Annotated in this window: 26 protein-coding genes; 14 read left to right on the top strand and 12 right to left on the bottom strand. The window is 67.0% G+C overall.

Annotated elements, in window-relative coordinates; translation table 11 throughout:
- Window positions 1–80 precede the first annotated feature (80 nt).
- Window positions 81–1,085, top strand: a complete 1,005-nt coding sequence (locus RW112_RS08245; protein ID WP_317781282.1) for a LacI family DNA-binding transcriptional regulator — start codon at window positions 81–83, stop codon at window positions 1,083–1,085.
- Here RW112_RS08245 and RW112_RS08240 read toward each other — a convergent pair.
- From RW112_RS08240 to RW112_RS08225, 4 genes are all read right to left on the bottom strand, one after another.
- Window positions 1,059–2,243 (bottom strand): fumarylacetoacetate hydrolase family protein, encoded by a 1,185-nt coding sequence (locus RW112_RS08240; RefSeq protein WP_317781593.1) that lies wholly within the window; start codon window positions 2,241–2,243, stop codon window positions 1,059–1,061. The genes RW112_RS08245 and RW112_RS08240 overlap by 27 nt on opposite strands.
- 5 nt (window positions 2,244–2,248) lie before the next feature.
- Window positions 2,249–3,721, bottom strand: a complete 1,473-nt coding sequence (locus RW112_RS08235; protein WP_317781281.1) for an aldehyde dehydrogenase (NADP(+)) — start codon at window positions 3,719–3,721, stop codon at window positions 2,249–2,251.
- Window positions 3,718–5,064, bottom strand: a complete 1,347-nt coding sequence (locus tag RW112_RS08230) for an L-fuconate dehydratase (protein ID WP_317781280.1) — start codon at window positions 5,062–5,064, stop codon at window positions 3,718–3,720. Before RW112_RS08230 ends, RW112_RS08235 begins: the two co-directional genes overlap by 4 nt.
- 134 nt (window positions 5,065–5,198) lie before the next feature.
- Entirely contained in the window at window positions 5,199–5,927 is a 729-nt protein-coding gene (locus RW112_RS08225) for a GntR family transcriptional regulator (RefSeq protein WP_317781279.1), read from the bottom strand.
- A 242-nt stretch (window positions 5,928–6,169) separates the two neighbouring features.
- Here RW112_RS08225 and RW112_RS08220 point away from each other — a divergent pair, with 242 nt between their 5' ends.
- Both RW112_RS08220 and RW112_RS08215 read left to right on the top strand, forming a co-directional pair.
- Window positions 6,170–7,510: an MFS transporter gene (locus RW112_RS08220; protein WP_305943158.1), complete on the top strand. Its 1,341-nt coding sequence runs from the start codon at window positions 6,170–6,172 to the stop codon at window positions 7,508–7,510.
- A gap of 166 nt (window positions 7,511–7,676) precedes the next feature.
- Entirely contained in the window at window positions 7,677–8,117 is a 441-nt protein-coding gene (locus RW112_RS08215) for an SRPBCC family protein (RefSeq protein ID WP_317781278.1), read from the top strand.
- A gap of 8 nt (window positions 8,118–8,125) precedes the next feature.
- Here RW112_RS08215 and RW112_RS08210 read toward each other — a convergent pair whose 3' ends face one another.
- The gene (locus RW112_RS08210) at window positions 8,126–9,088 is read right to left on the bottom strand and encodes a 1-phosphofructokinase family hexose kinase (protein WP_317781277.1); all 963 of its coding nucleotides are present in this window, start codon (window positions 9,086–9,088) and stop codon (window positions 8,126–8,128) included.
- 90 nt (window positions 9,089–9,178) lie between these two features.
- Between RW112_RS08210 and RW112_RS08205 the strand changes: the two genes are divergently transcribed.
- Window positions 9,179–9,829 (top strand): DedA family protein, encoded by a 651-nt coding sequence (locus RW112_RS08205; RefSeq protein WP_317781276.1) that lies wholly within the window; start codon window positions 9,179–9,181, stop codon window positions 9,827–9,829.
- Window positions 9,830–9,871: 42 nt separating this feature from the next.
- On the opposite strand, the gene RW112_RS08200 is transcribed toward RW112_RS08205, so the two are convergent.
- From RW112_RS08200 to RW112_RS08170, 7 genes are all read right to left on the bottom strand, one after another.
- A complete protein-coding gene (locus RW112_RS08200; RefSeq protein WP_317781275.1) occupies window positions 9,872–11,350 on the bottom strand; it encodes an HNH endonuclease signature motif containing protein in 1,479 nt (492 codons plus the stop codon).
- Window positions 11,351–11,433: 83 nt separating this feature from the next.
- On the bottom strand, window positions 11,434–12,537 hold the full coding sequence (locus tag RW112_RS08195) for a Gfo/Idh/MocA family oxidoreductase (protein WP_317781274.1): 1,104 nt from the start codon (window positions 12,535–12,537) through the stop codon (window positions 11,434–11,436).
- 11 nt (window positions 12,538–12,548) lie between these two features.
- Window positions 12,549–13,247, bottom strand: coding sequence for a ThuA domain-containing protein (locus RW112_RS08190; protein ID WP_317781273.1), 699 nt, complete (start codon window positions 13,245–13,247; stop codon window positions 12,549–12,551).
- A 14-nt stretch (window positions 13,248–13,261) separates the two neighbouring features.
- Window positions 13,262–14,479 carry a Gfo/Idh/MocA family oxidoreductase gene (locus RW112_RS08185; protein ID WP_317781272.1) on the bottom strand — a complete coding sequence of 406 codons (1,218 nt, stop codon included), beginning with the start codon at window positions 14,477–14,479 and terminating at the stop codon, window positions 13,262–13,264.
- Window positions 14,480–14,500: 21 nt separating this feature from the next.
- Window positions 14,501–15,397, bottom strand: coding sequence for a carbohydrate ABC transporter permease (locus RW112_RS08180; RefSeq protein WP_317781271.1), 897 nt, complete (start codon window positions 15,395–15,397; stop codon window positions 14,501–14,503).
- A 2-nt stretch (window positions 15,398–15,399) separates the two neighbouring features.
- Window positions 15,400–16,302 carry a sugar ABC transporter permease gene (locus tag RW112_RS08175; protein ID WP_317781270.1) on the bottom strand — a complete coding sequence of 301 codons (903 nt, stop codon included), beginning with the start codon at window positions 16,300–16,302 and terminating at the stop codon, window positions 15,400–15,402.
- Window positions 16,299–17,624: an extracellular solute-binding protein gene (locus RW112_RS08170; protein WP_317781269.1), complete on the bottom strand. Its 1,326-nt coding sequence runs from the start codon at window positions 17,622–17,624 to the stop codon at window positions 16,299–16,301. The genes RW112_RS08175 and RW112_RS08170 overlap by 4 nt, the downstream gene beginning before the upstream one ends.
- 235 nt (window positions 17,625–17,859) lie before the next feature.
- On the opposite strand from RW112_RS08170, the gene RW112_RS08165 reads away from it, so the two are divergent.
- The 10 genes from RW112_RS08165 to RW112_RS08120 all read left to right on the top strand — a co-directional run bounded on the left by RW112_RS08165 (window position 17,860) and on the right by RW112_RS08120 (window position 25,632).
- On the top strand, window positions 17,860–18,897 hold the full coding sequence (locus RW112_RS08165) for a LacI family DNA-binding transcriptional regulator (RefSeq protein ID WP_317781268.1): 1,038 nt from the start codon (window positions 17,860–17,862) through the stop codon (window positions 18,895–18,897).
- A 128-nt stretch (window positions 18,898–19,025) separates the two neighbouring features.
- A complete protein-coding gene (locus tag RW112_RS08160) occupies window positions 19,026–19,328 on the top strand; it encodes a DUF4193 domain-containing protein (RefSeq protein WP_305943170.1) in 303 nt (100 codons plus the stop codon).
- Window positions 19,329–19,442: 114 nt separating this feature from the next.
- Complete coding sequence (locus RW112_RS08155) at window positions 19,443–19,745, top strand: urease subunit gamma (protein WP_317781267.1); 303 nt, start codon at window positions 19,443–19,445, stop codon at window positions 19,743–19,745.
- Window positions 19,746–19,755: 10 nt separating this feature from the next.
- Window positions 19,756–20,094, top strand: a complete 339-nt coding sequence (locus tag RW112_RS08150) for an urease subunit beta (RefSeq protein ID WP_317781266.1) — start codon at window positions 19,756–19,758, stop codon at window positions 20,092–20,094.
- Complete coding sequence (gene ureC / locus RW112_RS08145) at window positions 20,091–21,857, top strand: urease subunit alpha (protein WP_317781265.1); 1,767 nt, start codon at window positions 20,091–20,093, stop codon at window positions 21,855–21,857. The genes RW112_RS08150 and ureC overlap by 4 nt, the downstream gene beginning before the upstream one ends.
- Before the next feature lie 23 nt (window positions 21,858–21,880).
- The gene (gene ureE / locus RW112_RS08140; protein ID WP_317781264.1) at window positions 21,881–22,366 is read left to right on the top strand and encodes an urease accessory protein UreE; all 486 of its coding nucleotides are present in this window, start codon (window positions 21,881–21,883) and stop codon (window positions 22,364–22,366) included.
- Window positions 22,347–23,027 carry an urease accessory protein UreF gene (locus RW112_RS08135; RefSeq protein WP_317781263.1) on the top strand — a complete coding sequence of 227 codons (681 nt, stop codon included), beginning with the start codon at window positions 22,347–22,349 and terminating at the stop codon, window positions 23,025–23,027. The genes ureE and RW112_RS08135 overlap by 20 nt, the downstream gene beginning before the upstream one ends.
- A 12-nt stretch (window positions 23,028–23,039) precedes the next feature.
- Entirely contained in the window at window positions 23,040–23,657 is a 618-nt protein-coding gene (gene ureG, locus RW112_RS08130; protein WP_317781262.1) for an urease accessory protein UreG, read from the top strand.
- Window positions 23,658–23,764: 107 nt separating this feature from the next.
- On the top strand, window positions 23,765–24,550 hold the full coding sequence (locus RW112_RS08125) for an urease accessory protein UreD (RefSeq protein ID WP_411709881.1): 786 nt from the start codon (window positions 23,765–23,767) through the stop codon (window positions 24,548–24,550).
- A complete protein-coding gene (locus tag RW112_RS08120; RefSeq protein WP_317781261.1) occupies window positions 24,550–25,632 on the top strand; it encodes a nickel transporter in 1,083 nt (360 codons plus the stop codon). Before RW112_RS08125 ends, RW112_RS08120 begins: the two co-directional genes overlap by 1 nt.
- Window positions 25,633–25,655: the final 23 nt, after the last annotated feature.

Below are 25,655 nucleotides of genomic sequence, written 5' to 3'. Positions count from 1 at the left end.
GTATATCCGGTGGACAGGGCAAAAGCGGGACGGGTCTGCAACGATGTAGCTGAAAGTGTTGCCGGGGAAGGGAATCACCTGTGGCTGTGACCATGAACGACGTTGCGCGCGCCGCCGGCGTCTCGTTGAAGACGGTGTCGAATGTGCTCAACGACTACGAATTCATCAGGCCTGCCACCAAGCAGAAAGTGCTGGATGCCATTGCGGAACTGGGGTACGAAGCCAACCTGACGGCACGCAGCCTGCGCTCCGGCAAGACCCGCATGCTGGGGCTCGTGCTGTCCGATCTCTCCATTCCTTACTACGCGGAGCTCGCATCCCGGTTGATGACAGTGGCGGGCAGCCGCGGCTACCGCGTCCTGGTGGAGCAGTCCGGAGCCACGGTTCCGCATGAACTGAGTGCGCTCCAGGGCCCCTTCCGCCAGTTGACGGACGGCCTGCTGTTCACCCCGCTGGCCCTCGACGCCGGAACCATCGCCGCGCACCGGGGCGCCAAGCCGGTGGTGATGCTGGGGGAGCACATCGCGGATCGGCGGTTCGACCTCGTGACCATGAAGAATGCCGAGGCGGCTGCGGCAATCACCGCCCACCTCCTCGCGGGCGGCCGCCGCCGCATCGCCGTCCTGGGCGCGGCGGCCGGCGACACGGCGGACAGTCCCGGCCTGCGCCTGAACGGCTACCGCGAGGCGCTGGACGCTGCCGGAGTGGCGTTTGATCCCGCCCTGGTGGTGGAGTGCGACTGGCGCCGTGACGGCGGGGCGGCCGGCGTCGTCGGCCTGCTGGACAGCGGAATCCGGTTCGACGCCGTCTTCGGCCTGAACGACGCGATAGCCCTTGGCGCCATGCATGAACTCCTGGTCCGCGGCATTAAGGTGCCGGACGACGTCGCAGTGGCAGGCTTCGATGACATCGACGAAGCCCGTTTCGCGTCGCCGTCCCTCACCACGGTGTCTCCCGGCATGGAGGAAATCGCCGAGCGGTCCGTCAACCTGCTCATCGACCGGATCGAAGGCGCGGAGACAGCCGCCGAGGGCCTCCATGTCGAGGCGGCTTTCGAGCTAAAAGTGCGGGACTCGGCTCCCTAAGTTCTCCCGCACTGCGAGGTAACCGAAGAGCTCACGCAGACCGAAGTGCCAGGGCGGCAGCTCCTCGGCGGCACCCACGGTGTTGACCAGGGCGCCGAGGTGGCGGCTGCGGATGGTCACCACGTCCCCCATCTTGTGGGTGAATCCCTGGCCCGGCTGGTCCCGGTCCTGCGTGGGTGCGAACAGCGTGCCGGTATACAGCGCAAACCCGTCAGGGTACTGGTGGTGCCTGCCGAAGGTCGCGGCCACCAGCTCCTCGAACGGGCGGCTGATCCTGGCCACGGTGTTCCGTCCTTCCAGCTGAAAACCGTCCGGGCCCTCCACCCGGAGCAGGATTTCTTCCTGCCGCAGGGTGTCGAGGGTGAACCGGCCGTCGAACAGCCGGATCAGCGGCCCGAGCGCGCTCGAGGCGTTGTTGTCCTTGGCTTTGCCCAGCAGCAGCGCACTCCGTCCTTCAACGTCGCGGAGGTTCACGTCGTTGCCGAGCGTCGCACCCACAATCCGGCCTGTGGACGTGGCGATCAGCACGAGCTCCGGCTCCGGGTTGTTCCACGAGGAAAACGCAGGAATCCCGACGCCGGCGCCCAGGCCCACGGAGGACAGCACCGGCGCCTTGGTGAAGACCTCCGGGTCGGGACCGATGCCCACCTCCAGGTACTGCGACCACAGCCCCTCGGCGATCAGCACCCGCTTGGCCTCGGCAGCCTCGGGGGAGCCCGGCCGGACGTCGCCGATGCTGCCGCCGAGCGCCCTGCCCACAAGTTCACGCATCTCGGTGGCCCTGCCGGCATCTCCGCCGCAGCGTTCCTCGATGACTCGTTCGATCATGCTGTCCACGAACGTCACTCCGCAGGCCTTGATGACCTGGAGGTCCACGGGTGCCAGCAGGTGCGGACGCGCCGTGTCCCGCGCCAGGGAGGCTTCGACGACGTCCGCGGTCTTCCAGCGCGCCGCAGTCATGGCCGAACGGACGTCCGCCGCCGGTTCCGCGCGCTCCAGCAGCTCCGACACCGTGCCGGCGAGGTGCTGCAGGTCGAACACATCCCCGCCCCGCACTGCCACCACCCGGGGACCCGAGGTTTCCACATCCCAGAGACGGCCGATGAGCAGTGCCTCTTCGGCGTCCTCGGGCAGAACGGCGGCGACCGAAGCCGGCAGCCCGGTCACAGCTGACCCTCCTGCCGGCCGGCAGGCCGCTGCCAGACGCCGTCGACCCTTTGCGGGACGTTCCACGGGTTCGCATCCTGCAGCGGTTCCGGCAGCCGCGGCTCCGGGAAGGACTGGAAGGCCACCGGCCGCAGGAAGCGCCGGATGGCGGCCGTTCCCACGGAGGTGGTGCCCGACGTCGTGGCCGGGTATGGCCCGCCGTGGTGCTGGGCGTAGCTGACGGTGACGCCCGTGGGCCAGCCGTTCCAGAGCAGCCGCCCGCTGATGTCCGCGAGCCTGCCGGCCAGCTCGGCGACGTCGTCGTCCGGTTCCGCCTGAAGTGTGGTGGTCAGCTGGCCTTCCAGGAGCCCGGCAAGGGCGGCGAGTTCGGATTCGTCGGCGTACTGCACCACCAGGCTGGCGGGCCCGAACATCTCCTGGCGGAGGATCCCGGGATTCCGGCGGACCGCGTCGGAGGTCGTCAGCAGGACGGTGGGTGCCGGAGTCTCGGCGAAATCGCCGTCGAGCAGCACCTGGACGCCCGCCGTGTCCCGCAGCCCGGCAACTGCCTGCCGGAACCCTTCGTGCAGCCGCTCGCTGAGCAGCTGCGCCGGGGTGAAGTCCTCGAGGGCCTTCCGGAGGCTGTCCCGGACCTCGTCAGTGTGCCCGGCGGGGACGAACAGCACGCCCGGCTTGGTGCAGAACTGCCCCATGCCCAGGGTGAAGGAGCCGGCGTAGCCGGCCAGGATCTCCTCGCGGCGTGCGGACCAGGCGCTGCCGGTGACGAAAACGGCATTGATGCCGCCCAGCTCCCCGAAGAAGGGGATCGGCTCCGGCCGCGCGGCCGCACGGTCGAACAGTGCCCGGCCGCCCGCCGTCGAACCCGTGAACCCGATGGCCTTCACCAGCGGGTGGTCAACCAGGGCTTCCGCGGCCTCGCGGCCGGTGACCAGCGCGAAGAGGCCCGACGGCGCCCCGGCGGCCTCCAGCGCGGCGGTCACCGTTTCGGCGGTCCGGACCGCGAGCTCCCGGTGGCCGTCGTGCGCCTTGTGGACGACGGCGCAGCCGGCCGCCAGGGCCGACGCGGAATCGCCGCCCATCACGCTGAAGGCGAAGGGGAAGTTGGACGCCCCGAAGACCCCGACGACGCCGAGCGGAACGTTATACCGGCGAAGGTCAGGCCGGGGCCCCATGCCCCAGGCGGCATCGTCATGGTCGATCGTGGCGTCGAAATGCTCGCCGCGGCGGATCTCCTCGGCGAAAAGGCGGAGCTGGAAGACGGTGCGTTTCAGTTCGCCCTGGAGCCGCACTTCCGTGAGGTGGGTTTCCCTGGCCGCGATGCCCACAAGGGCCGCGGCGTCGCCTTCCAGCCCGGCGGCCACCGCGTCCAGCCAGGCTGCCCGTGTGGCTGGGCTGGCCAGGCGGGCCTTTTCGAAGGCTGCGTGGGCGGCCCCGACGGCTGCGTCCAGTTCGCTCACAGTGGTGTTCATCGGCCGGCTCCCGCCGGTGCCAGGCTGGCGCCCGTGACGGCGGCCCGGTTTCCCACTTCAAGCCACCCCGCGCCGGCGGGAAATTCCCAGCGCGTCCGGGAGGCGCTGATCATTTCGGCCCCTGTGCCGGGCAGTTCGGGGGCGGCATAGCGTCCGCCAACGATCCGGACCGGTTCGGCGAAGTGTTCGTGGAGGTGGTCCACGTATTCGATCATGCGGCCGTCCTGGCTCCCGGTGATGGCGGCGTAATCGAAGAAGGAGAAGTGCTGGACCAGCTCGCAGAGGCCAACGCCGCCGGCGTGCGGGCACACCGGGACGCCGAACTTGGCGGCGAGCAGCAGGTTGGCGATGTTCTCGTTGACGCCGCCCACCCGGGTGGAATCGAGCTGCAAAACGTCGATGGCGCCGGCCTGAAGCAGCTGCTTGAACACAATGCGGCTGGCCACGGCCTCGCCGGTGGCGACGCGGACCGGAGCGACGCCCCTCCGGATGTCCGCATGTCCCAGGATGTCATCGGTGCTGGTGGGCTCTTCGATCCAGTAGGGATCGAACTCGGCCAGCTGGTTGACCCATTCAATCGCCTCGGACACCTCCCAGCGCTGGTTGGCATCGATGGCGATGGGCAGGTCGCCCACGGCCTGCCGGGCGAGGGCCATGCGGCGGCGGTCGTCGGCGATGTCGCCGCCCACCTTGAGCTTGATCATGGAGAACCCGGCGGCTGCCGCTTCCTTGCTGAGCCGGACCAGTTTCTCGTCGCTGTAGCCCAGCCACCCGGGCGAGGTGGTGTAGGCGGGGTAGCCGTCCGCCCTGAGGCTTGCGATGCGGGCCGCCTTGCCGTCCTGGCCTGCGCGGAGGATGTCCAGTGCCTGCTGCGGGTTCAGGGCGTCGCGGATGTGGGTGAAGTCCACAACGTCCACGATCTCCTCCGGGGACATCTCGCTCAGGAGCAGCCAGAGCGGCTTGTTCTCGCGGCGGGCGCGGATGTCCCAGAGGGCGCTGACCAGCGCGCCGGCCGCCATCTGGGTGACGCCCTTTTCCGGGCCGAGCCAGCGGAGCTGCGAGTCGTGGATGAGGCGCTTCGAAGCGTTGCCCAGGTCGTAGATCAGTTCGTCGATGTCCCGGCCCCGGAGCAGCTCTGCGTAGGAGTCGATGGCCGCCGTGAGGATTTCGCTGCCGCGGCCGCAGCTGAACACAAAGCCGTGGCCTTCATCGCCCGCATCGGTGCGGATGACGACATAGGCGGCGGAGTAGTCGGGGTCAACGTTGACCGCGTCGGACCCATCGAGTTCCAGGGACGTGGGAAAGCGGACGTCCTGGGTGGTGATGGAAGTGATGGAAGGCATGGATCTCTTCTCTCGGATTGAACTGGAGGGTGTGCATGATTTCCTATATGAATTTACATAATCATATAGGAACTGTGATCCAGATCAAGTGCCGGGGCAAAAAAGAGCCCCGGCCGAGGGGCCGGGGCTTGGCTCTATTGCACGATGTGCCGCCTGGGCGGGCCGCTGTCCTGCAGCGGCGTGAGGTCGGCGTGGCCTTCGAAGGCCTGGGCGAAGCGGGCAAAGGAGTTCCGGATGTGCTCCGCCATGGCCGCTTCGGCCTGTTCCGGCTGGCAGGCCTTGATGGCCTCGCGGACCGCGGAATGTTCGGCTACGGTGATGGCGCCGTCGACGTCCGCCGGGTAGAGGCGGAAGGTGTGCAGGTGGCAGTGGGTCTGCGCGAAGGCGTGGCGGACTACGGTGTTGCCGGCGGCGGCGAGGATCGTGTCGTGGAAGCGGGTGTCGTGGGCCACCAGGTCCTGCCGCAGGTCGCCGTCGGACTTCATGGCGCCGCGGAACGCCGCAATTTCCTTTTCGAGGGCGGCCGCGGGGTTGGCCAGCCGGTCTACGGCTGCCGAGCGTGCCGCCCAGGGCTCCACCAGCAGCCGGAATTCAAAGAGGGAACGCAGTTCGGCCAGGTCCAGCAGGGGTGTGGTGCTGTAGCCCTTGCCGGGGTTGTAGACCACCAGGTTGTCGCCCTCCAGCCGCTGCAGGACCTCGCGCACCGGTGTCTGTGACACACCCAAGCTCCGCGATACGGCGTCGATGTTGATCCGGGTGCCTGGTGCGATTTCGCCTTCGAGGATGGAAGCGCGCATCGACGAATACACATCGCTGACGGCGGCTTTGCCTCGGGAGATATCGGAAGACTGACGTGGGGGCACGCGCTGACCTCTTAGTGCTGGTTGGGTGTTGTCCGGGTTGGAGTCGCTGGGGGAATCATATTCCACCCGGCCTTCCGCCGCCCCGGCGGGTGGTGTGCGGAGGTTTTTTCGAGGGGGACTTGATCCGCATCACATTTTCTATATGATTAACCCGATTCCTATATGATTTGGCATCGATATCTTCGGTGTCTTCCCCCGGTGCCACAGGCGCCCGAAGCCATGTTTACGTCGAAGGAGACCACATGACTGCGCTCGGAAGTAAAGTTGCCAGTACGTCATCCCTCAAAAATCCCCGAACCATGACCCGGAAGCGCTGGGTCATTATCTGGCTGGCCTTCATCGGGTTGAGCATCAACTACCTGGACCGCTCCAGCCTGAGCGTTGCCCTGCCCTTCATGGGCAAGGACTTCGAACTGACCGCCACCCAGCAGGGCCTCATCTTTGCCGCCTTCTTCTGGGCCTACGATTTCTGCCAGCTGGCGGCCGGCTGGTACGTGGACAAGGTGGGGCCGCGCAGGTCGTTCTCGCTGGCGGCTGTCTGGTGGTCCATCTTCACGATGGTGACCGCCGCGGCGACGAACTTCTGGTCCCTGTTCGCTGCCCGCTTCCTCCTGGGCGTCGGCGAAAGCCCTGCGCCCAGCACCGCAGCCAAGGTGGTGGCCACCTGGTTCCCGGTCCGTGAGCGGGCGTTCGCCACCAGCATCTGGGACTCAGGTTCCCGCGTGGGGGCCGTGATCGCACTGCCCATCGTCACCCTGATCGTGGCGCTGACCTCCTGGCATGCAGTGTTCATCATCATCGGCGTCGCCGGCATTATTTGGGCCGCCGTCTGGTGGAAGGTGTACCGCAGCCCGCAGGAGCACCCAGGCGCCAACGCGGCCGAGGTGGCCTACATCGAGGAAGGCGGTGCCCGCGGCGAAGGCAGCGACGACGCCAACGCTGCGAAGCTTCCCTGGCGCTCACTCTTCAAGTACCGCACCATCCTCAGCATGATGTTCGGCTTCTTCTGCCTGAACAGCGCCATCTACTTCTTCATCACCTTCTTCCCGAGCTACCTCGTCAAGGAACGCGGATTCGACCTGCTCAAGCTGGGCTTCTTCGGTGCCATCCCCGGCATCTGCGCGGTGCTGTGCGGCTGGCTGGGCGGATACCTGGCCGACCGCGCCGTACGCAGCGGCGTTCCCGTCACCAAGGTCCGCAAGGCCACCATCGCCGGCGGCCTGATCGGCGGCTCCGTGATCATGTTCGCCGCCCTCGTTCCGGAAGCCTGGATGGCGCTGGCGCTGCTCTCCGTTGCCTACTCAAGCCTCACGGTCGCGGCGACCGGCATCTGGTCGCTGCCTGCGGATGTTGCCCCGAGCTCCAGGCACGTCGGATCCATCGGCGGACTGCAGAACTTCGCATCCAACCTGGCCGGCATCTTCACCCCCATCCTGATCGGCGTGCTGGTGGACCAGACCGGGTCCTTTGTGGCTCCGCTGGCAGTCATCGGCGCCGTCTCCCTCGTGGGCGCCGCCAACTACCTGTTCGTCATGGGCAAGATTGAACCGCTGAAGGTCAAGGAGCCCGCAGCGGTCGCGTAGCCAGTCATCGTGTAACCGGCGGCCGCCTAACCGGCGGTCGGGGCGGCGGCAACCTGCACGGGTTGCCGCCGCCCTTTTGCTGTGTTCCCGTGGCTGGTGCACAGTCCGCTGATTCAGGCTGCGTCCCGTAGCCTGAGCCGAAGTGGCTCGAAAGGAATCAGTAGGCATGGTTGATGTAGTGACAGATATTGAGATCCGGCAACCGCGCGCGGTGGTGGCCGCATTTGCGGCAAATCCGGAGAACGCTCCGGCCTGGTACGCAAATATCAAGACCGTCAGTTGGGAGACGCCGCCCCCAGTGGCCCTGGGATCCAAAGTCGCCTTCACGGCGGAGTTCCTTGGAAAGACCTTGGAATACGTCTACGAATTCACCGAGCTTGACCCCAGCCGGAAGCTGGTCATGCGCACCGCCCAAGGGCCTTTCCCGATGGAGACGACCTACACCTGGACCGATTCCGACGGCGGCGGCACGCGCATGACCCTGCGCAACACCGGAACGCCGGCAGGCTTCTCCGCCGTAGCGGCGCTGGTGATGGCGCCGATGATGCGCCGCGCCATGCGCAAGGACCTGGCCAAGCTGAAATCCCTTCTCGAAGCCGGGTTGTAAGGCGCCGCTCAGCTGGCCGCAGCAGACAGCTCGGCTTCCAGCCGTTCGACGTCGGCCCGGTGGCAGAGTTCGGTGGCAGGCGTCATGACCGTGGCGCTTCCTGCTGCCACGGCGGCACGGAAAGCAGCATCAAGCGGGCGGCCCTGCGCGAGCCGGAGCACAAAGGCGCCGAGAAAACTGTCGCCCGCCCCGACCGTGCTGACCACCGGCACATCCGGCACGGTCAACCGGATCAGGCCGGACTTTGAAGCGAGCAAGGCTCCGGCCCCGCCGAGCGTGAGGGCGACGTGTTCCGCGGCCCCGGCAGCCACAAGAGCGGATGCCGCGTCCACCTGGCCCTGTTCACTGTCGAGGGCAGCGCCGAAATGCGCCCCCAGTTCGCGGAGGCTCGGTTTGACCAGGAACACGCCTTCGCCAAGCGCCTCGGTCAGAGCCGGCCCGGAGGCGTCAACAACGCAGTGCGCTCCGGCCTGGCGCGCCAGGCGGGCGATCCTCGCGTAGAAGTCCTCCGGAACTCCCGGCGGGAGGCTGCCGCTCGCCACCACGTAGCCGCCCACTGGCATCGCTCCGGCAACACGGTCCAGGCACGCCTGCCACTCCGGTTCGCTGAGCTCCGGGCCCAGGAGGACGAACCGGAACTGCTTCCCGGTGGACGTCTCATCCACGGTGAAATCCTCGCGCGTGCTCCCGTGGATCGGAACCGCCAGGGACGGGATGCGCTCTGCCTCAATGAGCCTGCGGTAGGCCTCCCCGGTGGGGCCGCCTGCGGTGTACACCGCCAGCGTCTGGCCGCCGAGCCGCTGGATGACCCTCGCCACGTTGACTCCCCCGCCGCCCGGATCGAGCCGGCTCGCCCCGCACCTGAGTTTATGTCCGCTGCTGACGCGTTCAGTCGAGGTGCTGATGTCCAGTGCCGGGTTCACCGTGAGGGTGAGAATCGGCTTAGTGCCCGGCTGCTGTGAGGGTCCCATGGCCCCAGCATAGGAGACCCTGCCGTTGCCGCGGCAGGCGCCCGCCGGCAAGGTTCCCGCCTGCCCGCATCAACTGCCACACTGTTCCTGATGCAGGCATTCTTCGACGGACTCCTCAACGCCAGCCCGCTGCTGGTGACCTGCGTCGTGTTCGCCCTGGTCTTCGCCGAGGACGCCCTCTTCATAGGCTTCGTCATCCCGGGCGAAACGGCGGCCGTGGTGGGTGGCGTGATCGCAGGAAAGGGCGGCATCCCGCTCGCGGTGATGATCGCGGTGGTGGTCTCCGCCGCGGTCCTGGGCGACACCGTTGGCTACGAAATCGGCAAGCACCTGGGCCCCCGGCTGATTTCCCGGAAGATCTTTGACCGGAAGCGCCCCCAGCTGGAGAAAGCACAGGAGTTCCTTCAGCGGCGCGGCGGCCCGGCCGTCTTCCTGGGCCGGTTCACCGCCTTCTTCCGCGCCGTGATGCCCGCCCTGGCCGGGCTGAGCGGTATGCCCTACCGCCGCTTTGCGCTCTGGAACATCACCGGCGGCGTGCTGTGGGGGAGCCTCTTCGTGACCCTGGGATACCTGGCCGGCAACCTGTACGACGAGGTGGCACGCACTGCCGGGAGCGCCGCCGCCGTCGTGGTTGCCGCAGTGGCAATCGGCGTGCTGGTCATCTGGCGGATCCGCCGGCACCGGCAGGCGACGGCTGCAGACAGCAGCGCGCGTCCACAACGGTTGCCCCCAGGGCGTTGACTAGTCACCACGGGTGACCGTGGCTGCCGTGGAGGGTCCACCTTACGCCGCGATGAAGAGTGCCCAGTCAGGGAAGGGATCCGCCGGTAGTGGCGGCCCGGTCTCATCGAGACCGGCGGCACTGGCAAGGACATTCAGCCAGTCAGGCGGTTCCCGGTCTTGGTCGTCGCCCGCGTTGGCGGGAAGGTCGGGCCAGTGTGGCGGTTCCCACTCCTGTTGTTCGCTCGGATAGGACCGTCCCGCCGGTGAGATCCAGCCCGGCGGCTTGTCCCGGGTCGCACCGACCGGTTTCCACGCTGTGGTGTGTTTGAGGCGGTGGTGCCTCCGGCAGGGCTGGGCCAGGTTCGTGATCCCGGTGCCGCCTCCCTCGGACCACGCCAGCAGATGATCCGCTTCATTATCCAGGGAAAAGTTGTTGCAACCCGGAAAAGGGCACCGGCCGTCCCGAAGCCGCAGCCACTGACGCATCGCCCTCGGAACCCGGTAGCTCTCGCGTCCGATCTCCAGGGGTGCTCCGGTCCGCGGATCGGTCAGCACCCGCAGGAACGACTCTGCGCCATCCCCGACAAGCCGGCGGGCCATACTCGCCGGCACGGGACCATACCCGTCCAGCGTGGCCGGTTCCTCGCCTGCGCCCAGGAGCGATAACACCGGAACACTCACCAAAACCTGCGCCCTCGGTGACGGGATGCCATCCACCACCCCCGCCAGCAGCCAGTCAGCAGCAACGTCCGCCCGCAACTGGGCCAGGGTCCGGGATTCCGCCGGCCCCTGCAGGGCACGCGCCGCTTCCGTGGCACGGGACCACACACCCGCTGCCACATCCGCAGCCACGTAGGCCGAAAGCCAGACCATGCCGTCCCGGTCCGGGACATACTCCAGCCGCCGGTCCTCCACGCCCTTGCGGTGCCGCTCCTCGATGCCCACCGGATGGTGCCGCTCACGCCAACTGCGCGCCTTGGCCCGGAACCTGCCCGGCACCAGCTCCCCCGCCGGGCAGCCACGCGCAGCAAACGGAGCGTCGGGGTCCAGGAAATGCGCCTCCAACGCAGCAGCGCCACCCTTGTCCAGGTTGGCGGTTTCATCACACATCACCCGCGCGTGCTGCCACGAGATACTCCCGGATCCCAGCGCAGACAGCGTCAAGGGCAGGGACGTGGTCAGCGCGGCCGACTCCGCCAGGAATGCCGCCGCCGCCCTTTCACTCACCGTCAGGACACACGCGACCTCTGCCGTCACCGCCATTTCCCGGGCGGTGCACTCCTGCGGGGAAACAGCCGGGACCGCCACGGCGGCGGCAGCGCGGGCATACCCCGCAGCGAAATGCACCTTCAACCCCGCCAGCATGGCTTCCATCCGGCCCGCCACGCCCAGACCGTCCAGGCACGCGTCCGCTTCATCCCGAAGAGGATCAGCACCAGCCAACGCACCATCCCCGGCACCGCGACCAACCACAGCAGCCAACGCAGCAAGGGAAGCCTCCATCGCCTCCACCGTCTCCGCAACCGCCCTGCTATCCATACCCACAGCATCCCAGCAGGCACCGACAATAAACGCCGGCGGCGCCGCCTCGCGGATTCGCCCCCACTTCGTCGCCCGGGACCCTAGCTGCAGACGTCCGTCAGTGGCACGGCCTCGGGGCGCCCGCAGCGGCTGGCCACTTTCACCGCCTGCCCCAGGGCCGCCGATTCCAGCACGGATTCCATCACCTCCAGCACATGGAAGGCCAGCTGCCCGCCGGCCCGCGGCTCTTCGCCGGCCGGGGTCGTGGCGAGGTCGTGCAGGCCGAAGCCGCGGGCCGAATCCACGTAGCCGGCCGAGATCGGGAGCACCTCCCAGCCCTCTCCGCCCAGGCTGCGGAGCTTCACGTCGCCGTCGAAATGGTTGGGATCGGGCACGACCAGCGACCCCGTTTCGCCGTGGATCTCCAGGTTGGCGGACTGGGTGGCCACCGCATCGAAGCTCATCACCAGCGTGGACAGCGCGCCGGATTCGTGCACCAGCACGCCCGTCACGTGGGTGTCCGTGGTGACCGGAACGCTCTCGCCGGCGCGCGGTCCGGTGCCGATGGTCCGGGCACTGCGGGTATGGCTCGCTGCCCCGATCACCGACGCCACCGGCCCCAGCAGCGTCACCAGCGCGGAGACGTAATACGGCCCCATGTCCAGCAGCGGACCGCCGCCCGGAACGTAGTAGAAGTCCGGGTTCGGATGCCAGCGTTCGTGGCCCGGGGTCACCATGGTGGCCGTCGCCGAGATCGGCGCGCCGATCCGGCCGTCGTCGATCGCCTTCCGGGCGGTCTGGATGCCGGTCCCCAGGACCGTGTCCGGTGCGCAGCCGACGACGACGCCCGCCGCCGCCGCTGCCTCCAGCACCTTGCGTGCCTCTTCGGTGGTGGCGGCCAGCGGCTTTTCGCCGTACACCGCCTTGCCGGCGGCGACGGCCCGCAGGGCGATGTCCGCGTGCGCTCCCGGGATGGTCAGGTTCAGCACCAGGTCGACTTCCGGGTCCGCCAGCAACTGGTCCACACCCAGCGCACGCACCCCCGGCTGGCCGGCCGCCACGGCCTCCGCCCGGGCCGGGTCAAGGTCCGCCACGGCCACCAGCCGGACGCTGTCCAGCCGCGGGAACGTGGCCAGGTAGGCGGCGATGATGTTGCCGCAGCCCACCACGCCGATCCGCAGCGGTGACGCAGACGACGACTCCAATTCGGTGGTTCCTAACGGCTGGCCCACAGCATGCCCCTTTCAATGATGGTGCGGACGTTGTTGTCCTTGAGGATCTCCACGCTGTGGCCGGGTGTGGCCACGAAGATCCGGCCTTCGCCCCATGAACGCGTCCATACCGCCGGCGAGACCACGTCCCGGTGCCAGGCGTCCTTGTCCCGGGCGGGCAGCGTGGTGGTGGCGAGGACGTCGATGTAGTCGTCGGAGAGCACCCAGTACTGTTCGGTGAACAGTTCGAAGTCGCCGATTCCCGCAGTGACCGGGTGTTCTGCCGCCGCCGGCAGCATGTTCACCGTGTACGTCCGGAAATTGTCCGTGGCGTCCCCGTGCAGTTCGCCGTGGTCCTTGACCGGGTGGCAGGCGAACTGGCCGCCGATCAAGTGCAGGTAGTCCGAATTGTTCCGGTACGAATCAGCAATTCCGCCGTGCCAGCCCGCCATTCCGGTGCCCGCCTGGATCGCGGTGCGGAGGCCCTCGAACTCGGCCTTCTCGATGGTGGTCATGGTGTTGCACTGCACGATCAGGTCCACCCCGGCCATGTATGCGGCGTCCGCGTACACCGCCGTCGACTCCTCCACCCTCACGGTGAAGCCCCGTTCGCGGAGGAACGGAATAAAAAGGTCCGTGGCTTCGACGGGCTGGTGGCCGTCCCAGCCGCCCCGGACCACCAAAGCGTTTTGTGTAGCGGTCATTGTTCTTCCTTCTCTCAGTCCACTGAAGTCCAGCGGGAATCCCCGCCTGCGCTGTTTTCCACTGCCGCCAGCACCCGCTGCACCTGCAGCGCATCGGAGAACGACGGCGTGGGCTGGGTTCCGGCCCCGATGGCCGTCAGCAGGTCCACCACCTGGTGCGTGAAGCCGTGCTCGTAACCGAGCCCGTGGCCCACCGGCCACCAGTTCCCGGTGTACGGGTGGTGGGCCTCCGTGACGTTGATCCGTCGGAAGCCGAGCGAATCCGCATCGGCGCCGCTGCCGCCGTCGTAGTAGTTCAGGTAGTTCATATCCTCGAAATCGAAGGCGACGGACCCGCGCGAGCCGTTCACCTCCAGGCGCATGGCATTCTTCCTGCCGAGCGCCGCCCGGCTCGCTTCGAAGACGCCGATCGGGCCGCCGTCGAACCGTGCACTGAAAATCACCGCATCGTCCACGGTCACCGGACCGCGTTCGACGCCGGCACCCGTCGCGCCGTTCCCGCCGAGGCCCACGAAGTCCCCGCCCACGGGACGTTCCCTGGTGAAGGTCTCCATGATCGCTGAGACGCCCGTGATGCTCTGCCCGGTGACGAACTGGGCGGCGTCGATGCTGTGCGCGCCGATGTCCCCGAGGGCGCCGGAACCGGATTTCGCCTTGTCCATCCGCCAGGTCAGCGGTGCGTTCTCGTCCGAAAGCCAGTCCTGCAGGTACTGTGCGCGCACCTGCCGGATGGTTCCCAGTTTGCCGTCCCGCACCATAGACCGGGCCAGGGCCAGGGCGGGGGTGCGGCGGTACGAATAGCCGCACATGGCGAAGACGCCGCGCGCCGCAGCCTCGGCGGCAATCTCCGTCATCTCCTCGGCTTCCGCCACGCTGTTGGCCAGCGGCTTTTCGCAGAGCACGTGCTTCCCGGCCCGCAGTGCGGCGATGGCGATCTCCGCGTGCGTGTCACCTGGGGTGCAGATGTCCACCAGGTCGACGTCGTCCCGCTCCACCAGTGCCCGCCAGTCCGTTTCGGTGGCGGCCCAGCCCAGGCGGCGGGCTGCCGCGGTGACCCGGGCGCCGTCCCGGCCGGCCAGGACGGTCAGTTCGGGGACTAGCGGGAGGTCGAAGAAACGCGGTGCGGTGCGCCAGGCGTGCGAGTGGGCGGCGCCCATAAAGGCGTGGCCCACCATGCCGACGCGGATCGGCGGGGCCGTCTTGTCGGGCGTTCCGTTGTGCGGCGTGCTCATGGGTGTGTTCTCCATTGAGGTCTATTTGCTGAAGCCGGCTGTGAGGCCGCTCAGCAGCTGGCGGCGGCCCACGACGTACAGGACAAGGATGGGCAGGGTGGTGAGGACCACGGAGGCCAGCACCGCGGGGATGTTCACGCTGTATTGGCCCTGGAAGGTCCACAGCGCCAGCGGCAGGACGCGAAGTTCCGGACTCTGGGTGAGGATCAGCGGCAGCAGGAAGCCGTTCCACACCCCCAGGCCGTTGTAGATGGCCACGGTGACGATGGCCGGTTTCACCAGCGGCAGCGCGAGCCGCCACATGGTCTGCCATTCGTTGCAGCCGTCCAGGCGCATGGACTCGAACAGTTCGTCCGGCACGTCCCGGATGAAGTTGGCCAGGATCAGCACCGTGAGCGGGATCCCGAACGCGATGGACGGCAGGATCAGGGCAAGCAGGCTGTCGTAGAGGTTCAACCGGATGATGAGCAGGTACACCGGGATGATGGTGGCCTGCAGCGGGATGGCCAGGCCCATCAGGAACAGGCCGTTGACGAGCTTCAGGAACTTCCCGCGGCCGCGGACAATCGCGAACGCCGCCATGAAGGAGAACAGCACCGTGGGCAGTACGGCTCCCGCCGTCACCAGCGAGCTGTTGAGGAAGTACCGTGCGAAGTCGGCTTCCAGGACCATCCGGTAGTTGTCCACCGTGGGGTTCGACGGCGGTGCCAGCGGGTTTTCGCTGAAGTATCCCGCCTGGCTCTTGAAGCTGGTGATCACGATGTAATAGATGGGAATGATGATGACGGCGAGCCAGATCCAGCCGCCCAGGCCGCCGGGGAGGTTCAGTTTCCGGAAGCGGCGGCCGAGGCCGCGGTTCGGCGCAGGCTCCGCGGGCTTCAGGGCCGCGGGCGTTGCTTTCGTGAGGGTGGCGCTCATGGTCAGAGTCCTTCCAGCTGGCTGCCGCCGGCGTTCTTGCCGCCCAGCCGCTGCAGCAGCAGGGCCAGGCCAAGTCCCACCACCACCAGGATGACGGCGATGACGCTGGCGGGGCCCATCAGGTTGGCCCGGAAACCGGTCAGGTACATGTCCAGGGCGAGGATCCTGGTGGAGTTGCCCGGGCCGCCGGCGGTGAGCACGAAAATGAGGTCGAAGTAGGTCAGTGATCCCACCACCATGAGGGTGGAGGACGTGATGATCGTGTACTTGAGCTGCGGCACGGTGATGTAGAAGAACTGCTTCATCCGGCCCGCGCCGTCGATCTCGGCAGCCTCGTACAGGGACTTGGGGATCTGCCGGACGCCGCCCTGGTAGATCAGGGTGTGGAACGGAACGAACTGCCACGCAATCACGAAGATCACCAGGAACAGCACCAGCTGCGGCTGTCCGAGCCAGTCCTGCGCCAGGAACGGCAGGCCCAGGCCTTCAGCCAGCCCGAAGTTGGGGTCAAGCAGCGCCTTGTACGCAATGGCGATGGCGGCCGAGGAGAGCAGCAGCGGCAGGAAGTAGAGCACCGCCAGCACCGCCCGGTACTTCTGGCTGCCGGCAGTGAAGGTGCCGAGCAGCAGGCTGATGGGCGTCTGCACCAGCCAGGACACCACCATGATCACGAAGGTCAGCCACACCGCGTTGTACATGACGGGATCGGAGAGAACGGCAAGCCAGTTGTCCATGCCGGCCAGGCTGATGGCGCCGATGCCATCCCAGTTGGCGAAGCTCAGGGCAACGACGCCCAGGAGTGGAAGGACGGCGAAGACCGCGAAGAACAGGAGGGCGGGCAGGACCATCCAGCCCAGCGACCCGCCCCGGGCCCTTCCACCGGCAGTGAGTGCTCCGGCGCTCATTTTCCAAGCGTCGCATTCATGTTGTCGGCGAACTGCGCCGGGGTGATGGACTTGAGGAACAGCTGGTCGATGTTGCTCAGCAGAGCCTCGGCCGCCGTGGGACTGAGGGCCTGGTCCCAGGACTGCTGCAGGCTGGGCGCGTTCTTGCTCAGCGTGTACACGTAGTTCAGGAAGTCCTTGTCCTCGCTGGAGGCGAGCTTGTCCTCGATGCCCTGCACGATGGGCACGGCACCGGACGAGATGTAGGCGGTGATTTCATCCGTGGTCAGCAGGCCGTCCTTGAAGAACTTCTTGGCTGCTTCCTTTTCCGCGGCGCTCGCCTTGGCGGAGATGGACAGGTACTGGGCGGGATTGCCCACGGTGTTGAGGGGATCGCCCTTGCCGCCGGCGACGGTGGGGAAGTCGAACCAGCCGAGCCTTCCGTCCTGGACGAACGTGCCGCCGTCGTGCTTCATGCCCCCGTACGTCCAGGCTCCGTGCAGCATCATCGCCGCCTTGCCGGTGAACAGGAGCGCCTGGTCCGCGTTGCTGTCCGCCGTGATGGAGGAGAAGCCCTTGATGAACCCGTTGGCGGAGACCAGTTCCTGGATCTTGGCGCAGGTTTCCAGCACCGCCGGATCTGACCAGGCGTTGGCCTTGCCGTCGAAGATCGCCTGGAAGACGTCCGGGCCGCCGATCCGGTCCAGGAGGTATTCCAGCCACATCATGGACGTCCAGCGGGACTGGCCGCCGAGTGACAGCGGGGCCACGCCCATGTCGTTGAAGGTCTTGGCCAGGGCGATGAGGTCGTCCCAGGTCTTGGGCGGCTCGGCGTTGGCCTTCGAGAAGAGTTCCTTGTTGTAGTAGAAGACAATCGGCGCCACGGTCTGCGTTGGCACGGCATAGATCTTGCCGTCGACGGTGGCCGCGGCAAAGGAGGACGGGAAGAGCTTGGCCTTGACGTCGGGATTCGCGTCGAACCACCCCGTGAGGTCCTCAACCTGCCCCGCCTGGGCATAGGTTTTCAGGGTTCCGCCGCCCCAGCCGTAGATGATGGTGGGAGCCTGGCCCGCGCCGATGGCCGTCTTGATTTTGGTCTTGTAGGCATCGTTCTGGAAGACCGTGGCCACGATCCTGGAATCCGGGTTGGCGGTGTTGAAGGCCTCCAGGCTCTTTTTCCGGATGGATTCGTTGGGTTCCCCGGTCAGGGACCAGAACGTGGCGCCGCCGGCCGGTGCCGTGCCGGGTCCCGCGGTACCGCAGGCGGTCACCGTCCAGGCGGCGAGGGGAGTGAGGGCTGCAAGGGCAAGAAATGACCTGCGTGACGAAAGGCGTGGTTCCATTCTGATCTCCATTGAAAAGAGCCGCGGCATTGCGGCGCCGGTGGTGGTGCCGGCCGGTCGGGCGGCACCAGCGATGAGCAGATGTTTTCGAAATATTTCGCAACTAATTCGTGAACTGAGATAGAAGCTAGTCCTGTTTCAACCCCGGCGTCAAGGGTTTCCCTGCAAATATTGACGTTCGCGCTGCTGTTGGTGCAGACTTCAGCTACCGAAATTTTTCGAGAAAGTTGCAACGATGCCTGCACAGACACCGAAGGCCAGGCTGAACCTGGCTGACGTCGCGGCCCTGGCCGGCGTGTCCGCGCCCACTGTTTCCAAAGTCATCAACGGCCGTGACGACGTCGCGGAGGCAACCCGCGCCCGGGTCCAGAAGGCCCTCGTCAAGCTTGGCTACGAGTCTCCGATGCAGCGCAGGGTCAGGTCAGGCGGCCCGGTGCTCGTGGACCTGGTGTTTGACGGGCTGGACAGCTCCTACTCGCTGGAGGTGATGTCCGGGATTGTGGGCTGCGCCGCCGAGGAGGGCGTTGAGGTGGTCCTGAGCAGCGTGACTCCGGACAAGCTGAAGAACACGGACCACGAGCAGTGGTCCCAGCGGCTCTTCGACGCGGGCAGGAAAGGCCTCATCCTGGTGACCTCCGAAATCACTCCGGGCCAGCTGGAGTCCTTCCGGCGCAGGAACATCCCGGTGGTGGTGATCGATCCGCTGAATCCGCCCCGCTCCGGGTTCGTCAGCGTCGGTGCCACGAACTGGGCCGGCGGCAAGGCGGCGGCCGAGCACCTGATCTCCCTGGGGCACCGGAAGATCGCCTTCCTGGGCGGCCCCGAGGCCGCAGAATGCAGTGTCGCCCGGCTCCACGGCTACCTGGCGGCCCTGCGTGCCAACAACATCCCGGCCAATCCGGACTATATTGTGGCCGGCCAGTTCCAGCGCTACTTTGGCGTTGCCGGTGCGCGCCAGCTGTTCGCCCTCGCGGACCGGCCCACCGCAATCTTTGCCGGCAACGATGCGATCGCCCTGGGCGTCCTGGACGAAGCCCGCGCGCAGGGCATCAACGTTCCCGGCGAGCTCAGCCTGGTGGGCTTCGACGGGACCGACGTCACCGAACAGTCCGTACCGCGCCTGACTTCCGTGGCCCAGCCGCTGCAGGAGATGGGGCGGACGGCGCTCCGATCCATCCTGCGGCTGGCCGGCGGGGAGGCCCTTGAATCAACACACGTAGAATTGGCTACCCGGCTGGTGGTCAGGGACTCCACGGCGGCGCCCGCCGGCTGATTTTGTCCCCGGCGTGCCGAACATTACACCACCTCGACTTACTTCGCGCTGGTGGCGCGGGAATAAGGGTGCGATGGTGTAGGTTGCATTCCCGTCAGTCAAGAACATTAGAAAAGAGAAACACCCAAGTGGCAACCGATTACGACGAAGTACGATCCGACGTCAAGGAATCCCAGGAGAACTCCCTCGAGGCTCTTCAGTCCGCCAACGCCCCCGATGCTCGAAGCGTTGTCCGGGAACTGGATGAGACCGACGCGCTCGACGACGGCATGGTCCCCGGCGGCGAGTTCGTCGCCGAGGAACTGGTGGTCCAGGTCGTTCCCCAGGCGCAGGATGAGTTCACCTGCTACTCCTGTTTCCTGGTCCGGCACCGGTCCCAGATCGCCCGTGAAAAGAACGGCCACGCCTATTGCGTTGATTGCGAAGGCTAAGGGCCGCCACACCGTCTCCCGCCATCCCTGAAACCGGGAGACGGGCCCCGGAAACCTCACGGAAACGTGACCGGCCTACTGTGGTCACAAAGCAGTACGTTGAAGGGATTTCCGATGCATCTGATGCCCCGTGAGCAGGAAAAGCTCATGATCGTGGTCGCCGCTGACCTGGCCCGGCGCCGCCAGGCCCGCGGCTTGAAGCTCAACTTCCCTGAGTCCGTGGCCATCATCAGCTATGAACTGATCGAGGGCGCCCGGGACGGCCGCACCGTCGCCGACCTCATGAGCTACGGCACCACGCTCCTCACCCGTGAGGACGTGATGGAGGGCGTGCCGGAAATGATCCACGACGTCCAGATCGAAGCCACGTTCCCGGACGGCACCAAGCTCGTCACTGTCCACGATCCGATCCGCTAAGGGGCAGGCGATGATTCCAGGTGAGTACGTCCTCGGCTCCACGCCCGTGGTGATCAACGCCGGACGCGAGGCGGCCGACGTCGTTGTGGTTAACACCGGTGACCGGCCCGTGCAGGTGGGCTCGCACTACCACTTCGCGGAAGCGAACGCCGCCCTTGAGTTTGACCGCAAGGCCGCCTACGGCCGCCGGCTGGATATTCCGGCCGGCACCGCGGCCCGGTTTGAGCCGGGGGACAGCAGGACCGTCAGGCTGATCGAACTGGCGGGCAGCCGCGAGGTGTACGGACTCAGCAACGCGGTGAACGGTGCACTGGCTACGGCCGATTCCGGCAAAGGGGACGCCAAATGAGCTTCGAACTGACCCGCCGGCAGTATGCGGACCTGTACGGCCCGACGACGGGCGACGCCATCCGCCTCGCTGACACCGAACTGTTCCTTGAAATTGAAAAGGACCTCACCGTGTACGGCGAGGAAGTGGTGTTCGGCGGGGGCAAGGTGATCCGCGACGGCATGGGCCAGAACGGCCAGGTGACCCGGGACGGGGACGGCAGTACTGGTTTCGGCGCCGAAATTCCGGATACCGTCATCACCAACGCCGTCATCCTGGACTACACCGGCATCTACAAGGCGGACGTGGCGATCAGGGACGGCCACATCCTCAAGATCGGCAAGGCCGGCAACCCGCAGATCGCCGACGGCGTGGACATTGTGATCGGCGCCAGCACCGAAATCATCGCCGGGGAGCGGAAGATCCTCACGGCCGGCGGCGTGGACACGCACATCCACTTCATCTCCCCGGACCAGGTGCCCACGGCCCTCACCAGCGGCGTGACCACCATGGTGGGCGGCGGTACCGGGCCGGCCGAAGGCACCAAGGCCACCACCGTCACTCCCGGCAAATGGCACATCCAGCGGATGCTGCAGGCCACCGAAGGCATGCCCATCAACATCGGCCTGTTCGGCAAGGGCCACGCGTCCGCCGTCGAACCGCTCGCCGAGCAGATCCGGGCCGGCGCGATCGGGCTCAAGGTCCACGAGGACTGGGGCTCCACCACGTCCTCGATCGACAACTCCCTGAAGGTGGCGGACGAATTCGACGTCCAGGTGGCCATCCACACGGACACCCTCAACGAGTGCGGCTTCGTGGAGGACACCATCCGGGCTATCGGCGGCCGGGTGATCCACACGTTCCACACCGAGGGAGCCGGCGGCGGCCACGCCCCGGACATCATCAGGATCGCCGGGCTGCCCAACGTGCTGCCCGCGTCCACCAACCCCACGCTGCCGTACACGCGGAACACCATCGAAGAGCACCTGGACATGCTCATGGTGTGCCACCACCTCAACCCGGACATCCCGGAAGACGTGGCGTTCGCCGATTCCCGAATCCGCGCCGAGACCATCGCCGCCGAGGACGTGCTGCAGGACCTGGGCATCTTCGCCATCACCTCCTCCGACTCCCAGGCCATGGGCCGGGTGGGCGAGGTGATCACCCGCACCTGGCAGGTGGCGGACAAAATGAAGAAGCAGCGCGGGGTGCTGAAGGACCCCCGGGGGGAGAGCGCGGCCGGTGCCCATGGTTCCGAGGACAGCGACAACTTCCGGATCAAGCGCTACGTGGCGAAGTACACCATCAACGCCGCGATCGCGCAGGGCATGGCCGACTCCATCGGCTCGGTGGAGGAAGGCAAGTTCGCGGACCTGGTGCTCTGGGACCCCGCGTTCTTCGGGGTGAAGCCGGAGCTGGTACTCAAGGGCGGCCAGATTGCCTACGCCCTGATGGGCGACGCCAACGCCTCCATCCCCACCCCGCAGCCGCGCACCATGCGTCCCATGTTCGCAGCGTTCGGCAAGGCGGTGCAGCAGTCCTCCATCACGTTCCTGTCGCAGGCCGCGATCGACGCCGGGGTGCCGGAAGAGCTGGGCCTGCAGAAGGTCATCCGGCCCGTATCCGGGATCCGCACGCTGTCCAAGGCCGACCTCAAGTTCAACGACGCCACGCCGGACATCCAGGTGGACCCGGAAACGTACCAGGTGACGGTGGACGGCGAGGACATGACCTGCGAACCGGCGGACGTGCTGCCCATGGCGCAGCGCTACTTCCTTTTCTAACCTCCCGAGCACCGGAGCACCCCGTGATTATCGAAAAGATCCTCGGCAACCTGCACGACCTCCCCGCCGCTGAGACCGCGGCCTTCGCAGGGCTGCACCAGGAAAAAGTGGTGCTGCCCAGCGCCCAGCTGGTCAAACGGATCCAGCGCGTCACCACGGACCACGGCCAGGAGATCGGAATCCGGCTGCCGTCCGGTTCCGGGGACCTGCGCGACGGCGACATCCTGCATGTGGCCGACGCGAACATGATCGTGGTGTCCGTGCTGCCCACCGACGTCCTGGTGGTGGCGCCCCGGACCATCCACGAGATGGGTGTGGTGGCGCACTCCCTGGGCAACCGTCACCTGCAGGCCCAGTTCTTCGATTCGTCCTCCGAGTACGCGGCCGAGGTGATGGTGTGCGCCTACGACCACACCGTGGAGGACTACCTCAAACACGTCGGCGTGCCCTACGACCGCCAGGAACGCGTCATGCCCGTCCCCTTCCGCCATGCCGAACACAGCCACTAGCCACCAGCTCGCGCTCCAGCAGCTGACCGACTCCGCCCTGCCCACGGGGGCCTTCGCGCACTCGCTGGGCTTTGAGACCTACATCGAACGCGGCCTGGTCCACGACGAGGCGACCTTCGGGGTGTGGCTTTCGGCATTCGTGGAGCAGCAGCTCACGTATTCCGACGGCCTGGCCATCCGCTTCCTCTACGAGGGCGTTCCCGTTGCGGACCTGGATGCGCTGCTGACCGCGCAGCTCCTCCCTCGGCAGCTGCGGGAGGCGAGCACCAAGATGGGCACCCGGCTGCTGGAGATCGGCTCCGAGGTGTTCCCTTCCCCGGAGCTGGCGGAGTACCGGGAGCTGGTGACCGCCGGCCGCGCCGCCGGCCACCAGCCGCTGGCGTTCGCCGTCGTCGCCCGTTCCCTGGGGGTGCCGCTCACCGAGGCGCTCGCCGCGTACCTTTTCGCCGCGGCCACCTCACTGACCCAGAACGCCGTCCGCGCCATTCCGCTGGGGCAGAACGCCGGCCAGCGGCTGCTGCGGAAAGCGGCCGACGACGTCGCTGCCGCCGCCGAACGGATCGGCCGCCTTGCGCCGGACGACTTCGGGGCCGTCAGCCCCGGACTGGAAATTTCGCAGATGCGGCACGAACGTCAACGTGCCCGCATGTTCATGAGCTAGCAGGAGGACACCATGTCTGAACCCATCAAAATCGGCATCGGCGGACCGGTCGGTGCCGGCAAGACCCAGCTCGTGGAGCGTCTCACCCGGCATATGAGCCGCGAAATCTCCATGGCCGCCATCACCAACGACATCTACACCATCGAGGACGCCAAGATCCTGGCCGCCAACGGCATCCTGCCCGAGGACCGGATCATCGGCGTCGAAACCGGCGGCTGCCCGCACACAGCGATCCGTGAAGACACCTCCATGAACACGGCGGCGATCGAAGAGCTCAAGAAGCGCCATCCGGACCTGCAGGTGATCTTCGTGGAGTCCGGCGGCGACAACCTCTCCGCCACGTTCAGCCCCGAGCTGGTGGATTTCTCGATCTACATCATCGACGTGGCGCAGGGGGAGAAGATCCCGCGCAAGGCGGGCCAGGGCATGATCAAGTCCGATCTGTTCATCATCAATAAAACCGACCTCGCCCCGCACGTGGGCGCCGACCTTGCCGTCATGGAACGGGACTCGAAGGAATTCCGGGGCAACAAACCCTTCTGCTTCACCAACCTGAAAACCGACGAAGGGCTCGACGCCGTCATTGAGTGGGTGCGGCGCGACGTCCTGATGCTCGACCTCGCCCCATGACGGCTCTTGGGCTGGAGCCGGCGGCGCTGGAGCCGGCGGCCGCCCCAGCGGTTAAGCCGCCGATGGGAGAGCTCGAGCTCGTCGTCGCTGTTCGGAGAGGCAGGTCCGTGGCTGCGCATCAGTACCACCGGGGCGCCCTGCGGGTTTTGCGGCCGCACTACCTGGATGGGTCCGGGCAGGTTTGCTATGTGATGGTGAATCCTGGCGGGGCGTATCTTGGGGCCGATCTCTATGTCATCGACGTGGAGGTGGGCGACGCGGCAAGGCTCCTGCTGACCACCCAGTCCGCTACGAAGATCTACCGGACTCCGGGGTCGTTTGCCGAGCAGCGGATGACCCTGCGGCTGGGGGAGGGGGCGCAGCTGGAGCTGGCCCCGGACCAGCTGATCGCGTACCGCGAGGCCAGCTACCGGCAGAACACGCACGTTACGGTGCGGCCGTCGTCGAGCCTGGTCATGGCTGAAGTGGTCACGCCGGGGTGGTCGCCGGACGGGGCCTCGTTCCGGTACGAGGAACTGCGGCTCCGCACCGAGATCCACGTGGAGGCGGACAGCGGCACCGAACTGCTGGCGCTGGACAACCTGCTGATCCGGCCGCCCCTCGGCGATGTCACCGGCATGGGATTCATGGAGGGCTTCAGCCACTTGGGATCGCTGGTGGTGGTGGACCCCCGCGTGGACCAGGCCCTCGCCGACGAATTCCACGCACTCACGTCAGGCCACGACGCCTACACCGGTGTGTCGCTGACCGCCTCCGCCGGCGGAACCACCGGCCTGGTGCTGCGGTCATTGTCCAACTCCACGGAGGAACTCAACCGGCTGCTGGGGGCGTGCACCGCCCTGCTGCGGAACCGCTGGCACGGGCAGGCGCCCCTGAACCTGAGGAAGTACTGATGACCGCTCCCACCGGGTTCGCCGCGATGTACCGGGAACGGGAGAAGCTGCCGCTCCGGACCCGCTTGCTCTTCGCCTTCGGCGCGGTGGCCGCATTGCATCTTGCCGCCGTCGTACTTCTGCTGGCCGGAAGCCTGGGGGCCGGGAGTATTGGGGCCGGGACTATGGAAGGGGCGCAGCCGCTGGCGCTGGGGCTGGTGCTCACCGCGTACCTGGCGGGCATCAAGCACAGCTACGACTGGGACCACCTCGCCGCGATCGACAACTCGACGCGGAAGTTCGTGGCGCAGCACAAGGACCCGGTGAGCGTGGGGTTCGCCTTCAGCCTGGGCCACAGTTCGGTGGTGATCCTGGCCGGGATCCTGGTGGTGGGCGGCGCGGCAATGATGGGCCAGTTCATGGAGGACGGCACCGCCGGAAACCTGGTGCTGGGCCTCATCGGCAGCGGCGTGTCCGGGTTGTTCCTGCTGGCTATGGGCCTGTTCAACGGCTCGGCGTTCATCCGGGCAGCGCAGGCATACCGGAAGGTGCAGGGCGGCGGGCAAGTGCGGGACGAAGACCTCGAGGCGAAGGGCTTCGTGGCACGCCTGCTGGCCAGGCCTCTGTCCAGGGTCCGGCGGCCGCGGAACATTTACGTGATCGGTTTCCTGTTCGGCCTGGGTTTCGATACCGCCACCACCATCGGGCTCCTGGTCATGACGACGGCGGCATCCCTCGCCGGTGTCTCCCCGTTCGTACTGCTGGCGCTGCCCTTGGCGTTCACGGCCGCCATGACCCTGTGCGACACGGCCAACGGTGTGGCCATGATGCGCATGTACCGCCGTGCCATCCACCATCCGCAGCGGAAACTCGGGTTCAATGCGCTGGTCACCGGAATCTCGGCCGTGTCCGCCCTGTTTATTTCGGCCATCACCCTGGGCGGATTCTTCAACGCGGCGTTCGGATGGCACGATCCCCTCACCACCTGGCTGGGCGGTGTGGACCTGGGCGAGGCCGGACTGCTGCTGGTGGCCATGCTGCTGGCTGCCTGGGGTGCCGCGGTGTGGCGGGAGCGGTGGAAGGGCCGGTCGCAGACCGTTTAGCTCGGGTGGAGGCAGGTCCTTGA

The sequence above is a fragment of the Arthrobacter sp. B10-11 genome (assembly GCF_033142195.1).
GTDB lineage: Bacteria > Actinomycetota > Actinomycetes > Actinomycetales > Micrococcaceae > Arthrobacter > Arthrobacter oryzae_C.
Note: the sequence above shows the minus strand (reverse complement) of the source record. Positions and strands in the feature narration are given on the sequence as shown.